Below are 15031 nucleotides of genomic sequence, written 5' to 3'. Positions count from 1 at the left end.
TAGACTAAGAGTATTACTCTTCGTCGATTGTGTTAGCGTAATCTTCTGCGCTAAGTAGGTTTTCAAGCTCTGATTCGTCAGATGCTTTAATACGGAATAACCAACCGTCGCCGTAAGCGTCGTTGTTAACCGTCTCTGGTGCGTCTTCTAGTTCTTCGTTAATAGTAACAATTTCGCCACCAATTGGTGCGTAAATGTCTGATGCTGCTTTAACCGACTCTGCTACTGCACAGTCTTCGCCAGCGTCTACTTCATCGCCTACTTCTGGTAATTCAACAAATACCATGTCGCCAAGAAGCTCTTGCGCATGCTCAGAAATACCAACAGTAAATGTACCGTCACCTTCGTTGCGAACCCACTCGTGTGAAGAGGCATATTTTAAATCGCTAGGGATATTGCTCATTGTTTTGTCCTTTGGTTTATATTGGGAGGATACCAATCACAATAATTATTGTGATTGGTATAACCAAATTTTTAAATTATTGATTTGCCGTTACGTACAAAGCTAGGCTTTACTACTTTAACGTTGACTAATTTTTTGCGCATTTCTACTTGGGCTGTATCCCCTATTGAACGCGGTACACGTGCAAGGGCAACACTAAAACCAAGCGTTGGTGAGAAAGTGCCTGAGGTAATTACCCCTTCACCACCATCAACAATTACTTTTGAGCCGCTACGCAATACGCCTTTTTCTTCAAGCACTAAACCTACCAGCTTTTGAGTGCTTTTTTCGGCGCGTTGCTTAACAAGTACGTCACGACCAATAAAGTCACGATCTTCAGGTTCCCATGCAATGGTCCATGCCATGTTAGCTGCAAGTGGCGATACGTTTTCGTCCATATCTAGGCCGTAAAGGTTCATACCTGCTTCTAAACGGAGCGTGTCGCGTGCACCTAAACCGGCTGGCGCTACACCTGCATCTAGCAGTTGTTGCCATAAATCGGCTGCTTGCTCGTTCGGTACTACAATTTCGTAACCGTCTTCGCCAGTATAACCCGTTGTGGCAATAAATAAATCACCTACTTGAACACCAAAAAACGGCTTCATGCCTTCAACGGCGGCTTGTTGTTCAGCATTTAAAAGTGTGGCTGTTTTTGCTTTAGCGTTAGGGCCTTGCACTGCAATCATTGCAAACTCAGGGCGCTCAGTTACGGTTACTGTAAAATCAGCTGAAACAGTTGCTAAATGTGCTAAATCTTTTTCGCGTGTTGCTGAGTTAACAACTAGGCGGTAAAAGGTTTCGCTAAAGTAGTAAATAATTAAATCGTCGATTACGCCGCCTTGCTCGTTAAGCATGCCAGTGTAAAGTGCTTTACCAGGGACTGTTAATTTAGCTACGTCGTTTGCTACTAGCTTTTGTAAAAATGCTTTAGCTTGCTCGCCTTCAATATCAACAATAGTCATGTGTGATACGTCAAACATACCAGCATCGGTACGCACGGCATTGTGTTCTTCTATTTGTGAGCCGTAGTTGATTGGCATTTCCCAACCATGAAAATCAACCATTTTTGCGCCTGCTTCAAGGTGCTTAGCATGTAGTACAGTTTTAGAAGTCATAACATTCCTTCACGTTTTAAATTAACCCTGTGCGGGCGTGGCTTAAATTAGGTCTAAAAACAGATAAGCACATGTGTGTTTACCCGCTAGTTATTTGTGTTTAGGCAGCTTCACCATGCATAAGTGCAAAACCTTGTGCTTGCATATAGCTTTGCCATTTTTGTAGTTCTTGTTGTTTAGCGACTAATACAAAATGTTGTTCGTCATTTTTGTCTATTGCGGTAATAAATACATCGCCGCTTTGAGCACCGTAACATAATTGCGGATTTGATAAACGCAGCCCCGGCGTTAATTTAAACGCATCGATTAATGCGTCAAATGCGTTATTTCCGCTTAGGGTAAATGTAGAAAGGTCGGTGCGTATTACGTAGTCAATATCAAAACGAAGCTGTTGCTCATTTATAAGTGCTTGTAATTGCAGGCTTGCGCTGTGAGGTAATATAAATCTAAAAGCGGTTTCGCTAAAGTAGTAAACAGCAAAGCTGTACTGAGAGTTGTAGTCGCCATCAAGAGTGCCTTTTAAGCCTAAACCGCTGGCGGTTAGCTTAGTTAAATCTAAGCCTAAAATAGTGCTTAAAAATACACTGGTTTCGGTGCCGCTAAAATCCATTACAACGTGAGCATTGCTAGTTTGCAAAGCATTAGTAACCGCACTACTTGCATTGCTGTGACGGGCAAACATTATTGGGTTAAAAGTCATAACAAACACCTGTGTATTTTTGATTCTAAAAGTATATTGCGCACGTCTATCAACAACAAATTGTAATTATTTATCAATTGATAAATAATACTTATATATATAGCCGTATAAATTGTAATTTTAAATATGAAAAATATATCAACCGATGGTTTACGTACGTTTGTAATGGTAGTTGAGGTAGGTGGTTTTGCTAAAGCCGGCGATTTGCTTGGCCTTTCGCAACCCGCTGTAAGCTTACAAATAAAGCGCCTAGAAGATATGATTGGCTATAAACTATTTAAAAAACAAGGCCAACGCCAAGTGCTAAACCAGTACGGTGAGCTATTACTGCCTATGGCAAAACAAATGATGCAACATAACGATGCTATTTTGCAGCAGTTCACCTCAGAAAACATTGCCGGTAAAGTGCGCTTAGGTATACCCAGCGAATTTGCGGCGCGCATACTCCCCTCTATTATTGGCGACTTTGTAGCGTTTTATCCTGAGGTGTCGTTAGAGGTTAAATCGCGCTTGAGTAAGCATTTGCTTTCCGCTTCAAGGCAAGATCAGTTTGATTTAGTACTTGCCCTTAACGAGCGACTCAACTCTGATAAATTTCCTATTTTTATGCAAGACGAGCTTGTATGGGTAGGCGACCTTTCACTTGCAAAAAATGCAGTAGTGACCTTAGTTACAGCGCCCGAGGGCTGTATTTATCGTCGTAGAGCCATTGATGCATTAAAAAATGCAGGCATAAAATACCGCATTGTTTACAGCAACGCCGATTTAACCGGCCTTATTGCCGCTTTAAAAGAAGGATTGGGTATTACAGTACTTGCTAAAAGCACTGTGCCTAGCGATCTTAACTTTCAAATTCAAACAAAACATTTACCAAGCTTAGGCAGTATCGGCATTAGCTTAATTAAAAGCGGCGGCGAGTCGGAGCATGCTGTAGATAAACTTGCTGAATTTATAGCGCTAAGGCTTGGCTAAATAAATACACAAAACCGATACTTAAGAATGAATGCTAAATTGAAAGCACCATACAAAAGAAACAATTTAGTTAACAAAGTAGCATAAGTAGGTGTTTTTAATTCTAAAAAACTAAACTATTAAACAGTTAATAACATTGATTCGTATTCGTTAACGTGTTCAAATTACGCCAATTAAGATAATTGACATGATCAGGACACACAATGACCACTAAGTTTTTAGTATCTACCCTTGCAACTGCGGTTGCTTTGTCTTTTAGTGCTACTGCAATGGCACAAGGCAGTTCAAACCAAGATCAACGCTTTGAACAAATTACCGTTATTGGCTCACAGCAGGCTATTAACGATATTCCAGGTTCTGCGACGTTTATTTCTGACGAAGAGCTACAAAAATTTGAATTTACCGATATTTCACGTGTTTTAGCGTCTGTTCCGGGTGTATACGTTCAAGAAGAAGACGGCTACGGCCTTCGCCCTAACATTGGTATGCGCGGTACAGGCACTGGCCGTAACGATAAAATATCAGTAATGGAAGACGGTGTATTAGTTGCACCCGCTCCTTACTCGGCACCTTCTGCTTACTACTTCCCTACTATGGGTCGTATGGAATCTATTGAAGTATTAAAAGGCGCTGCCTCTGTTAAGTATGGTCCGCGTACTACGGGTGGTGTTTTAAACTTACTTTCTCGCAGCTTACCAACTGAGCCAAATAGCTCAAAAGGCATGGTTGATGCAGCCCTTGGTGGTGATGGTTATTACAAAGGCCACGCTTACTTCGGTAAAGAAAAAAACAACACAGCAGGTTTAATTGAAGTATTTACTTATGGCGCCGACGGATTTAAAGAGTTGCCAGTAGGTAGCGATAACACAGGCTTTGAAAAAACAGATTTATTACTAAAGTTTGGCCATACATTTGGTAAAAACGACGCCCACAGCCTAGAGCTAAAAATTAAGTACTCTGATGAAACATCAGACGAAACTTACATGGGTTTAACTGAAGAAGATTACAAATCAAATCCTAATCGTCGTTATGCAGCATCGCAAAACGATGAAATGAACACTCGCCATAATGCTTACCAACTTAACTATGCTTACCAATTTGGCGAAGGTTACGAGTTATTAGCAACCGCTTACTTAAACGATTTTCATCGTAACTGGTATAAAGCAAGCAGTGTAGGTACAAGCACGCTTGAGCAGTACAGCGAATTTGAAGCAAACCCAACGAGTGAAGGCATTGAGGGTATTGGCGTAAAAGCGAATAACCGTGATTACCAAGCAAAAGGTATTCAGTCTGAGTTACACATACCTGCAGGCGATCACTACGTGACTGTTGGCGTACGTTACCACGAAGACGAAATGGACCGTTTTCAGTGGCAAGATACCTACACGTTAAATCAAGATTTAAGTATGACGCTAACATCGCAAGGTATCCCAGGGTCTGACAGCAACCGTGTAGATAGTGCCGATGCACGTACTTTGTTTGTTCAAGACGAGTGGACAATAGACGCTTTAGTAGTAAGTGCTGGCCTTCGTTATGAAGACATTACGATTACGCGTGAAGAGTGGTCTAAGTCAGATCCAACGCGCAGCAATGGTTTAACTAAAAATATATCTAACGATACTGAAATTTTAGTACCGTCATTGGGTGCTACTTACACGCTTAACGAAAACGTAACGCTACTTGCGGGCATTCAAAAAGGTTACGCACCTGCGGCGCCGGGTAACGCTGACCAAGACGAAGAAGAAAGTGTAAACATTGAGTTTGGTTCGCGCTTTAACGCCGCTGGATTTACAGGTGAAGTGATTGCGTTTTTCTCTGACTACGACAACATGCATGGTAACTGTACTGCTGCGGTTGGCTGTAGTGATGACAATATTGGTGACCAATACAACTACGGTGAAGTAGAGGTATCGGGCTTTGAATTTAGTGCAGCACGTACGTTTAATACCAAGCAGGTTGCTTTTCCGGTTAAGTTAACTTACACCTACACAGATTCTGAGTTTCAAAACGATTTTGATTCAGAAATTTGGGGCTCGGTAGAAAAAGGCGATGCAATGCCATACGTACCAGAAAACCAAGTTGCTTTATCGTTAGGCGCTGAGTTTGCATCGTTTGTGGTAAATAGCCAAATGCGTTACGTATCAAGTGCACATGCCGATTTAACTGACTCAGGCTTAGATGCTATTGATAGCCGTGTAGTATGGGATTTAGCGGCTAAATACTTAATTGATGCTAACCAAAAAGTATATTTAAGCGTAGATAACTTACTTGATAAAACCTACATTGCTAACCGCGCTAATGGCGGTATTCAGCCAGGTAAGCCACGTACAGTACAGGTAGGCTACACATACTCATTCTAACGAGTTAAATAACTCTCTAGCTGCGTTAAAAATAACTCATATAAGAACACTATATTTCGTTATTTTTGCCTTGTTATAAAGCTATTTTCCTATCGCTATAATAGAGTATCAGTTGATATAAAATTAAAAGCGTAAATTACAAACACAAAAAAGCCGAGATTGAATTTCAATCTCGGCTTTTTTAATACATTAAACTATATTAGTTATTTGCGTTACGTTGGCGTAATACTTCAAATAAACAAATGCCTGTAGCTACCGATACGTTTAAGCTTGAAACTGTACCCGCCATCGGAATTTTAACGAGCATATCGCAATGCTCACGCGTTAAGCGGCGCATGCCCTCGCCTTCTGCGCCCATAACAATAGCCATTGGGCCTGTTAAACTTGCATCAAATACGTGGTTATCAGTTTCGCCAGCAGTACCTACAACCCAAACACCTGCGTCTTTAATTTCGCGCAGCGTACGTGCAAGGTTAGTAACTTGAATAAGCGGTACTGTTTCGGCTGCGCCACAGGCCACTTTACGTGCAGTGCCGTTAAGCTTAGCTGAGCGATCTTTAGGTACAATTATAGCGTGAACGCCTGCGGCGTCTGCACTACGTAGGCATGCACCTAAGTTATGTGGATCGGTTATACCATCTAGCACAAGTAAAAACGGTGTGTCTTCACGCGCGATGATCGCATCTAAATCTTTTTCGTTAAACGTTGGTGCAGCTTTAACGTTTGCAATAATGCCCTGATGTTGCTCACCTTTTGATTTGCTATCAAGCGCTTTACGCTGCATAAACTGCACTGAAATACCAAACTTACGTGCTTCATCAATAATCGGGGTTGAGCGTTTATCGTCACGACCTTTAAGGGCGTAGATTTCTATAAAACGCTCTGGCTCACTTTCTAAAATTGCTTCAACAGAATGAAAGCCAAAAATTAATTCATTACTCACGTATTATCTGCTCCTGGGCTATTACGTTTACGGGCATTTTTGCCTGGTCTTTTAGGCTTTTTAGCTGCCTTTTTCTTTGGTTTTTTCTTAGCTGTACCATCAGCGGCTTTTACTGCTTTTTTATTAGCAGGCTTGCCTTTACTCGCTGGCTTTTTTTTGCCCTTAGGTTTTTCATCATCAGTAGATGATTTACCCGGGATTTTACCTGCTTTTAATTGCGAACGAACACTTGCAGGTGCATGGCCAGATTTACCCGCGCCTTTAGCACCACGGCGGCGTGAATATCTATCTTGTGCTACATCGCCTTTAAGCGTTAAATTTATGCGGCGTTCGTCTAAACTTACCGATGCAACTTGTACTGTCACTTTATCGCCAAGGCGATAAACTTTGTGTGTGTGCTCACCTATTAGGGTGTGTTTTGCTGCGTCGTGCTGGAAGTATTCATCACCTAAATTAGTAACATGAATAAGCCCGTCAATTTGTAAATCGTCTAGGCGAATAAACAAACCAAAATTAGTTACCGATGAAATAACCCCGTTAAACTCATCGCCAACGTGATCTTGCATAAACTCACATTTAAGCCAGTCGGCAACTTCACGCGTTGCATCGTCTGCACGGCGCTCTGTTGTTGAACATTGCTCGCCTAATTGATCTACTTCATCGTCGGTATAAGCATACGCGCCTGATGTTTGTTGACCTTGTGCTTTTATTACCGCTTTAATTGCGCGATGCACTACTAAATCTGGGTAACGACGAATTGGCGATGTAAAGTGTGCATAAGCCGAAAGCGCTAAACCAAAGTGGCCTATGTTATCTGGCTGATATACAGCCTGCTTCATTGAACGAAGTAACATAGTTTGAATAAGCTCAGCTTCTGGGCGGTCGCCTAAACGCGCTAATACTTGGGTTATTTCTTTTGGTGTTGGCTCATCACTTAACGTACTTTGAATACCAAGCTCAGTTAAAAACTTAGTAAAGTTACCTAGTTTTTCTTGATCTGGTTCGTCGTGCACACGATAAAGCGCACTCGCTTCGTGTTTTTCGAGTAATTTAGCCGCCGAAACGTTGGCTAAAATCATACATTCTTCAATGAGTTTGTGCGCGTCGTTACGAATAACAGGCACTATTGATTCTATTTTACGTTGCGCGTTAAATACAAAGCGTGTTTCGAGTGTTTCAAACTCAATAGCTCCGCGCTCTTGGCGAGCACCTTTAAGCGCCATGTACATTTGCTGTAGGTCAGTTAAATGCGGCACTACGGCTGAGTATTCATCGCGTAGTTTTTCATCACCTTTTAAAATAGCGTTTACTTTGGTGTAAGTTAAACGTGCGTGAGAATTCATCACTGCTTCGTAAAACTTATAACCCGAAAGCTTACCCGCATCCGATACGGTCATTTCGGCAACCATACATAAACGATCTACTTTAGGATTAAGTGAGCATAAACCGTTAGACAGCACTTTTGGCAGCATAGGAATTACTTGCTCAGGAAAATACACTGAGTTACCACGCGCTATGGCTTCTTTATTAAGCGGCGTGTTCATGCCTACATAATGCGATACGTCGGCAATGGCAACCCATAAGCGCCAACCGCCTGATTTTTTACGTTCACAATATACTCCATCATCAAAGTCGCGTGCATCTTCGCCATCAATAGTGACAAGCGGTAAATTACGTAAATCTACACGGCCTTGTTTATCAGCGTCTTCAACAAATTCGCCAAGGTGAGCCACTTGTGCTTCTACTTCTTCTGGCCAAACATGAGGAATATCGTGATTACGAAGCGCTACTTCAATTTCCATACCTGGGGCTAAATGCTCGCCAAGTACGTCAACCACTTTGCCCACGGCGTTCATATTACGACTAGGGTTTTGAGTGATTTTTACCTGCACCATTTGGTTGTGGCGGGCACCGTTTTCGTTGCCTGGTAAAATCATTATATCTTGGGTAATGCGCGGATCTTCGGCGACTACAACGGCCATGCCGTGTTCAACAAAGTAACGCCCTACTATAGGTGCGCGCTCGTTGGTAAGCACTTTAATAATGCGGGCATCACATTTTGAGCCAGAGCCACGTTTTGTGCCTTTAGCTAGTACAATGTCGCCATGTAACACCATGTTCATTTGGTGCTTAGCTATAAACCAATCTTTGCTCTCGCCTTCAACTTCTAAAAAGCCAAAACCGTCTCTGTGGCCTATTACTTTGCCTTTAGTTAAACCGGCTTCGTCTATTAAGGCGTAACATTTAAACTTATTGAAATACAATTGCCCGTCGCGCTCCATAGCACGAAGGCGGCGTTTAAATGCTATTTGGCGCTCTTCATCGTTTACCGCAAGCTCTTCGCATAATTGTGCGTAGTTAGCTGGTTTTGAACGCTCTTGAAGGTGAGTAAGTATAAACTCACGGCTAGGGACTGGGTTTTCGTACTTTTCTTGTTCTCGACTGAGATTTGGATCTTGGTTTGACATTCACTATCTTGTTAGTTGGTTATGTAGGTATTTTAACCCATATACGTAAAATGAGACAGGTAAAAGCTATTAAACTTTTACCAACTTAATTTTGTGTTTAAAAATATAAGATAACAGGACTTAACACGTCCTTAATTATGCTGCGTGTTTGTTTCAATAATAAGTTAAACACGCAGGATTTTAGTCTACTTTTTCTGTAGGTTTTTCCAGAGCAGTTTACTAATATTTTCTATAAATGCTGGGTCTTCTTGTTTTATTGTTTGTAAAATATGTTTGTTTATTTGCGTTTTATTTTGAGCGTAAATCCAGCGATTTTTATTAAATTGCTGTGCAAATTCAAGTACACCAGCTTGTAGCTCTTCGTTATTAGTAAACACTTCTTCTATTACATTGTTTGTTAAAAGATCGCTTGCACCAACACGCTGCCCAGACATAGCTAAGCGGTTAAAATAGGTGTGAGGAATTGCTTTATGAATAATAGGGATCATAGAAGGCACAAACGGGACGAGTACATCAACCTCAGGAAAACAGAAAAAGCCTTTGTCTGATTTCATAAATCTAAAATCACACGCACACGCAAGTACAGCACCATTACCATAAGTATGGCCGTTTAACGCTGCAATAATAGGCATCGGAAAGGTAACAATACGCTTTAATAGCTGAGTTATTTCAAGCATAAAGTTAGCGATATCTGTAGGTGTGTTACTTGAGTTAGACATCCATTGTAAGTCGATTCCAAGTGACCAGTTTTTATCACTCGATGATGTTAATACTACCGATGTAATGGCTTGGTTACTTTCAATGTTATCTAGGTGTTGGTTAAGCTGCGCTAAAAATGCGGGGTTGTGGCGGTTTTCAGCGGTGTTCATGGTTAATATAGCGGTGTTATTTTCGTTTTTAAACTCTATTAATGCTGTCATTAAACTCTCACTTGTTGTTTTTTAGCGTAACTTTAAGCGCTGTTCGTTACTTTTATAAGTAACATAGTAATACTTTACTTATAATTTATAAACCTAAAACAAGTTAAGAGCCCCTCCTGCGTTATTTGTGTGGCTTATGGCTATCGCATTAAATTAGAGAGTTATTTGACGCGATAGCAAATTTGTTTTTAATAAATGGATACTAAAGCCAGCCTTTTTGCCTTGCAATACGCGCGGCATCTACACGGTTTGTTGCGTTTAGCTTGGCTATAGCATCAGACAAATAGTTACGCGTAGTGCCTTCGCTTATAAAAAGCTGCTTAGCAATCTCACTTGTTTTAAGACCATCGCTTGCAAGCTTGAGTGCTTTGCGTTCTTTGTCGGTCAGTGGATCGGCGTCGTCTAGGGCGTTAATAGCAAGCTCTGGGTCTATTACCTTTTGCCCTTGCATTACTTTTTTGAGCGCGTTGATAAGCTCATCGCTCGGGGCTTCTTTTAATATAAACCCTTTAACACCCGCACTTAATGAGCGCCTTATATATCCCGCTCGTGAAAACGTGGTCATTATTACCATTTTTATAGCAGGAAACTTTACCGCTATTTGCTCACTCAGCTCTATGCCATTCATGTTAGGCATTTCGATATCCGTTAAAATAATATCTGGCATGCTATCGTCTGTAAGGTTAGTAATTGCTGTTAGCGCATCTTGGCCGTTACTTGCTTGGCCTATTACCTCAATATTAAAATCAAGGCTTAGCAAAGCAGCAACTGCGTCGCGAACCAGCGCTTGATCTTCCACTAAATATACTTTGATCATTGTAAATCCTTAGCTGTAATTGGCAGTATTACATTTAAAGTAAAGCGCTCGCCACATGTAAAACTAGCACTACCATTAAGTTGCTCTGCGCGCTCTTTTATACCGTTTAAGCCATTGCCTGCGTTTAACGTGCTGCAAGGTGCATGATCGATAACCGTTATAAGTAATTGCTGCGCTGTTTGCTCTATATTTATTTCGCTGTTTTTTGTACTGCTATGGCGCAGTAAATTAGTAACGGCTTCTTTAATTATAAGGCCTGCTAAGCCTTCTACTTTAGCGGGCAAAGTATTTAAAACCACGTTAAATGTAACGTTAAACTCTTGCTCTATAAGCCTTTGTTTAAGCTGCGCTATTTGGCTTACTAAGTTAAGTTGTTTTAAATCGCTTACTGCATTTCTTACATCGCTAAGTAACTGCCTAGCTAAATCGGCTACTTGGGCTATTTCGTTATTTGCCTGCTCATAGCGCTCACCTTGGTTTAATTTATTGGCAAGCTCTGCTTTTAACGCAATTGATGAAAGTGAATGGCCTAAAATATCGTGCAGGTCGCGCGCTATTCGTTCACGCTCAGCAATGGCCGCTAACTGCTCTAGTTGGTTAGCACTTTCTTGCTCACGCTTTTTATGCCGACGCTCTTTTTGGGTTGCTATACCAAAAGCAAATAAAGCGCCTGAAATTAATAACGTACCCGCTAAAAAGAACTTTACGTTTTCCATATCAGCTAAATAAGCACTTAATAACACCGTGAAAGCAACACTAAAAACAGCGTACAACCTCTGTTTTTTACTATATGCTTCACCCGCGATAAAGGTAATAAAACCGTACAAAGTAGAAGTGCCTGAGGTATAAAATGTGGCGCTAAAGCAAACCGCTAACATCATTATAAACAGTTTAGAGATAGCTTTTGTTTCACAGTTCATTGCTTTTATGTAAAGCAAAATAAATACAATATAAAACGCCACGCTCATGACAATTGTATTTACCGGCAAATGCGATAAGTTAAAAAGCGTTGGTAATAAATAAAACCCCGTAAAAATTAATGGCGCGTATTTCCAAAAATTTTTACCTGTTGGTTTTGAAAGTGTGTTTACTTCACTCATACCCATACCTCTAAGTTATTATTTTTATTTAAAGCATTATTTTTATTAATAAATATAAATAACACAAAAATACTAATGAGTATAAAGTAATCATTTATTGAAACACTAAAGCTAAGTGATTCTAAAAACTCGCTAATAGCTAGGCTTATTAAAACTAATGTATTCATAGCAACCTCCAAGTAAGTAAGGTAACTATGCCAAAGCCCAAAATTAATAAGAGTGTGAAATGTCATTAACTTTGCTGACAATTGTCATGTTTTATAAATTTCATCCTGTAGGCGTTCGTCCAGTGATAACATATTAAAAAAAGGAGATGATGTTTAAATGCAGCCACAACAGCAAAGTTTAATTTACTTACATATTGCCGTATTACTTTTTGGGGGCACTGCCCTTTTTGCAAAACTAATCGGTTTAAATGCGCTTGATATTACTGTTTATAGAACCGCCATTGCTGGTATGGCTATTTTCGCCATGCTGTACTTTCAAAAAAAACAAATAATGCTCAACAAGCCAAAAGACTATTTAATAGCGCTATTTTTAGGTGTAGCAGTAGGCTTACATTGGGTAACTTACTTTGCAGGCATGCAAATGGCAGGTGTTACTATTGGTATGCTGGCTTTTTTTAGCTACCCCGTGATGACTGTTTTTTTAGAACCACTATTTAATAAAAGTAAGCCCCAAGCAAAAGATATAATAAGTGCAGCTGTTGTAGTAATGGGCATATATTTACTCGTACCAAGTGCCGATTTAGGTGACGATGTAACCCTTGGTGTAATTACCGGGATTGTATCGGCTTTGTTTTTCTCAATTAGAAATATTACCCACAAGCGCTACTTTAGCCAGTACGGCGGCCCACAAACTATGTTTTACCAAACCTTAGTGGCAAGTTTAATGTTATGCGCATTTATTGAAGTTCCCGTGTATGAAGTTAGCGACCACGACCTAATTTTAATTGCTGTGGCGGGTATTATTTTTACAGCTACACCGCACTCGTTATTTGCAGCCAGTTTAAAACATTTATCTGCATCAACTGCGGGGTTAATTTCTTGCTTACAACCACTTTATGGCACAATACTGGCTATAGTAATTATTCATGAACGCCCTACTTTAATGACCCTCCTTGGCGGTGCGCTTATTGTTAGTGCTGCATGTTTTGAAACCTGGTCTATCACTAAAAAGGCTCGACAATGAAAGTATTTGCACACCGAGGTGCCAGCGGCGATTACCCCGAAAACACTAAAAGCGCAATTTTAGAAGCACTAAAAGCGGATATTGATGGCATTGAGGTTGACGTTCAAAGTGCGCTTGATGATTACATGATTATTCATGATTCATGGCTCGATAGAACCACCAACGGAACAGGTAAAGTAAGGGCCTTTAATGCCCAAGCTTTATTTAAATTAGATGCGGGCAACGGCGAAAAAATACCTACGCTTCAGCAATTACTAGAATGGAATAACAATAAAACATTATTAAATTTAGAGCTTAAACACACCTTTGAGCTTGAAAAGTTTGCAGCTGTACTTGAGAACAATATTGCAGCTGGCAACATATCAAAAGATAACGTTTTAGTGTCGTCGTTTGATCATCATCAATTACAGTTCCTAAAAAAAGCACTACCATGGCTTAAAATAGGCGCACTTACATCGTCGATTCCTCTACATTATGCAAAATTTGCTCAAGAGCTAAATGCATTTAGTGTTCATGTAGATAAAAGCTTTGTAAATAAAGCATTTGCAGATGATGCTAAAAAACGGGGCCTAAAGATTTATGCTTATACGGTCGATAAAGAGCAAGATATAACACTAATGCTTGAGTATGGCGTAGATGGAATTTTTACTAATTACCCTGCGCAAACTAAAGCTTATTTAGCGTCGAAATAGCAAAGGTAGCTTACCTATTGCTAATAAAAATTACAGGGCTTGAGTTTAATGAGTAGTTTTATGAAAATTTATAATTATGTAGAACAAACATTCTTTTTTACGCTAACCCGTAAAATAGTTGGCAACTTGAGCTTTGTATTTTTGTTTCAAGCAATTACATTATTTTGGTTATACCAAAGCTTGAGCGAACAACAGCAAAGTACGGGGCTATTTTGGTTGCTAACTTTAGTGATTATATTTGGCTTTGTTTTTACTCTTTTTTATATGCGCTTTTTAATTGTACGCCCTGTAACTGCAATGCGAGATACCTTAATACAAATAAACCAGCAAGATGCCAATTTAGCAGCCAAACTCCCTCATTTTTCTTACGATGAATTTAAAGATTTAAGTACGCAATACAACCTATTTACTACTCATTTAAGTGAGCTATTAAGTACTACGCACAATAGCGCTCAAGCTAGTGCTCACAGTAATACCCAAGTGACTGAGTCTATGCAAAGTACTGAGCAATCAAGTGAGCAGCAAATTAATTTAAGCCACAGTATTATTAATGCCAGTATGCGAATAACGCAAAGCTTACAAAACATAGTAAGCAACACAGACAGCGTGCATGAGGTAAATAATGAGCACCTAAATTTTGTAAAGCACTCAGCATCAGAGCTTTTAGCTTTAGTTGAACAAGTTAAACTTATTACCAATATGCTAGGTAACTTTTCAAATACGGTGGCAGGGCTTAAAGAAAACAGCGAAAACATTCGCAGCATATTAAAAATGGTTGAAGAGTTTTCTGATCAAACTAATTTATTGGCACTAAACGCTGCAATTGAAGCGGCTAGAGCCGGTGAAGCTGGTAGAGGCTTTGCAGTTGTTGCTGATGAAGTACGTACGCTTTCAATAAAAGTAAGTGGTGCAACTAGGCAGATTAGCGACTTTATAAATCAAATGAACGAGCTAGTAAGTGAAACAAACAAAGAGTCAGAGCAATTAATTGCCCACTCTAATAGCGCGCAAAGCGCAATAAGTAATACATCTGATGGCTTTACTAAAATGCTTAATGAGTTTGAACAAAACCAGCAGCAACTCCAGCAAATAGTAAATGCAGTACATATGTTGGAGAACACTCAAACACAAACTCATCAATCAGTAGAGCAGATTGTAGCGCTTGGTGAGCAAGCTAAACAGCAAATAGACACAGCCCTTAACGATTGCCAAAAATCGCAGCAATTAAGCTTACAAACCCAGCAACAGTTAAAGCGTTTTGTACTTTAACAGGCGTTTTCGCCCACCAGCAAATATGTTAAATTACGCGGC

General features: G+C 40.1%; 14 protein-coding genes. 5 read left to right on the top strand and 9 right to left on the bottom strand.

What is annotated here, in order from left to right; translation table 11 throughout:
* Nucleotides 1-13: 13 nt before the first annotated feature.
* From gcvH to ATS74_RS00815, 3 genes are all read right to left on the bottom strand, one after another.
* Nucleotides 14-403 (bottom strand): glycine cleavage system protein GcvH, encoded by a 390-nt coding sequence (gene gcvH, locus ATS74_RS00825; RefSeq protein ID WP_058547054.1) that lies wholly within the window; start codon nt 401-403, stop codon nt 14-16.
* 71 nt (nt 404-474) lie between these two features.
* The gene (gene gcvT / locus ATS74_RS00820; protein ID WP_058547053.1) at nt 475-1557 is read right to left on the bottom strand and encodes a glycine cleavage system aminomethyltransferase GcvT; all 1083 of its coding nucleotides are present in this window, start codon (nt 1555-1557) and stop codon (nt 475-477) included.
* Between the two features lie 100 nt (nt 1558-1657).
* Nucleotides 1658-2257, bottom strand: a complete 600-nt coding sequence (locus tag ATS74_RS00815) for a hypothetical protein (RefSeq protein WP_058547052.1) — start codon at nt 2255-2257, stop codon at nt 1658-1660.
* Nucleotides 2258-2383: 126 nt separating this feature from the next.
* On the opposite strand from ATS74_RS00815, the gene ATS74_RS00810 reads away from it, so the two are divergent.
* Nucleotides 2384-3229 (top strand): LysR family transcriptional regulator, encoded by an 846-nt coding sequence (locus tag ATS74_RS00810; RefSeq protein ID WP_058547051.1) that lies wholly within the window; start codon nt 2384-2386, stop codon nt 3227-3229.
* A gap of 203 nt (nt 3230-3432) precedes the next feature.
* Entirely contained in the window at nt 3433-5589 is a 2157-nt protein-coding gene (locus ATS74_RS00805; RefSeq protein ID WP_058547050.1) for a TonB-dependent receptor family protein, read from the top strand.
* A gap of 199 nt (nt 5590-5788) precedes the next feature.
* Here the strand turns inward: ATS74_RS00805 and rlmB are convergent, their stop codons facing one another.
* The 6 genes from rlmB to ATS74_RS19975 form a co-directional block, all read right to left on the bottom strand.
* Nucleotides 5789-6532, bottom strand: a complete 744-nt coding sequence (rlmB, locus tag ATS74_RS00800; RefSeq protein WP_058547049.1) for a 23S rRNA (guanosine(2251)-2'-O)-methyltransferase RlmB — start codon at nt 6530-6532, stop codon at nt 5789-5791.
* The gene (gene rnr, locus ATS74_RS00795) at nt 6529-9000 is read right to left on the bottom strand and encodes a ribonuclease R (protein WP_058547048.1); all 2472 of its coding nucleotides are present in this window, start codon (nt 8998-9000) and stop codon (nt 6529-6531) included. The genes rlmB and rnr overlap by 4 nt, the downstream gene beginning before the upstream one ends.
* Before the next feature lie 185 nt (nt 9001-9185).
* Nucleotides 9186-9920 carry an enoyl-CoA hydratase/isomerase family protein gene (locus ATS74_RS00790; protein ID WP_058547047.1) on the bottom strand — a complete coding sequence of 245 codons (735 nt, stop codon included), beginning with the start codon at nt 9918-9920 and terminating at the stop codon, nt 9186-9188.
* Nucleotides 9921-10122: 202 nt separating this feature from the next.
* Nucleotides 10123-10737, bottom strand: coding sequence for a response regulator transcription factor (locus ATS74_RS00785; RefSeq protein WP_058547046.1), 615 nt, complete (start codon nt 10735-10737; stop codon nt 10123-10125).
* Nucleotides 10734-11837 (bottom strand): sensor histidine kinase, encoded by a 1104-nt coding sequence (locus ATS74_RS00780; protein WP_058547045.1) that lies wholly within the window; start codon nt 11835-11837, stop codon nt 10734-10736. Before ATS74_RS00780 ends, ATS74_RS00785 begins: the two co-directional genes overlap by 4 nt.
* Nucleotides 11834-12004 carry a hypothetical protein gene (locus ATS74_RS19975; RefSeq protein ID WP_201023011.1) on the bottom strand — a complete coding sequence of 57 codons (171 nt, stop codon included), beginning with the start codon at nt 12002-12004 and terminating at the stop codon, nt 11834-11836. Before ATS74_RS19975 ends, ATS74_RS00780 begins: the two co-directional genes overlap by 4 nt.
* A 157-nt stretch (nt 12005-12161) precedes the next feature.
* Between ATS74_RS19975 and ATS74_RS00770 the strand changes: the two genes are divergently transcribed.
* From ATS74_RS00770 to ATS74_RS00760, 3 genes are read left to right on the top strand one after another with little or no spacing between them, the layout of a single operon-like run.
* Nucleotides 12162-13028: a DMT family transporter gene (locus tag ATS74_RS00770; RefSeq protein WP_058547043.1), complete on the top strand. Its 867-nt coding sequence runs from the start codon at nt 12162-12164 to the stop codon at nt 13026-13028.
* A complete protein-coding gene (locus ATS74_RS00765) occupies nt 13025-13720 on the top strand; it encodes a glycerophosphodiester phosphodiesterase (protein WP_058547042.1) in 696 nt (231 codons plus the stop codon). The genes ATS74_RS00770 and ATS74_RS00765 overlap by 4 nt, the downstream gene beginning before the upstream one ends.
* Before the next feature lie 48 nt (nt 13721-13768).
* Nucleotides 13769-14989: a methyl-accepting chemotaxis protein gene (locus ATS74_RS00760; protein ID WP_058547041.1), complete on the top strand. Its 1221-nt coding sequence runs from the start codon at nt 13769-13771 to the stop codon at nt 14987-14989.
* Nucleotides 14990-15031: the final 42 nt, after the last annotated feature.

Origin of the sequence: Pseudoalteromonas sp. H103, from assembly GCF_001469205.1 — a bacterium.
Classification (GTDB): domain Bacteria; phylum Pseudomonadota; class Gammaproteobacteria; order Enterobacterales; family Alteromonadaceae; genus Pseudoalteromonas; species Pseudoalteromonas carrageenovora.
The sequence above is the reverse complement of the archived record's forward strand: the minus strand, read 5'-3'. Positions and strand labels throughout refer to the sequence as shown.

Bases quoted from the DNA above. Each gene is read 5' to 3' on its own strand.
- ATS74_RS00780 (WP_058547045.1), bottom strand. From the start codon at position 11,837: ATGAGTGAAGTAAACACACTTTCAAAACCAACAGGTAAAAATTTTTGG.
- ATS74_RS00785 (WP_058547046.1), bottom strand. From the start codon at position 10,737: ATGATCAAAGTATATTTAGTGGAAGATCAAGCGCTGGTTCGCGACGCA.
- ATS74_RS19975 (WP_201023011.1), bottom strand. From the start codon at position 12,004: ATGAATACATTAGTTTTAATAAGCCTAGCTATTAGCGAGTTTTTAGAA.
- rnr (WP_058547048.1), bottom strand. From the start codon at position 9,000: ATGTCAAACCAAGATCCAAATCTCAGTCGAGAACAAGAAAAGTACGAA.
- gcvH (WP_058547054.1), bottom strand. From the start codon at position 403: ATGAGCAATATCCCTAGCGATTTAAAATATGCCTCTTCACACGAGTGG.
- ATS74_RS00760 (WP_058547041.1), top strand. From the start codon at position 13,769: ATGAGTAGTTTTATGAAAATTTATAATTATGTAGAACAAACATTCTTT.
- ATS74_RS00790 (WP_058547047.1), bottom strand. From the start codon at position 9,920: ATGACAGCATTAATAGAGTTTAAAAACGAAAATAACACCGCTATATTA.
- ATS74_RS00815 (WP_058547052.1), bottom strand. From the start codon at position 2,257: ATGACTTTTAACCCAATAATGTTTGCCCGTCACAGCAATGCAAGTAGT.
- ATS74_RS00810 (WP_058547051.1), top strand. From the start codon at position 2,384: ATGAAAAATATATCAACCGATGGTTTACGTACGTTTGTAATGGTAGTT.
- ATS74_RS00805 (WP_058547050.1), top strand. From the start codon at position 3,433: ATGACCACTAAGTTTTTAGTATCTACCCTTGCAACTGCGGTTGCTTTG.
- gcvT (WP_058547053.1), bottom strand. From the start codon at position 1,557: ATGACTTCTAAAACTGTACTACATGCTAAGCACCTTGAAGCAGGCGCA.
- ATS74_RS00765 (WP_058547042.1), top strand. From the start codon at position 13,025: ATGAAAGTATTTGCACACCGAGGTGCCAGCGGCGATTACCCCGAAAAC.
- ATS74_RS00770 (WP_058547043.1), top strand. From the start codon at position 12,162: ATGCAGCCACAACAGCAAAGTTTAATTTACTTACATATTGCCGTATTA.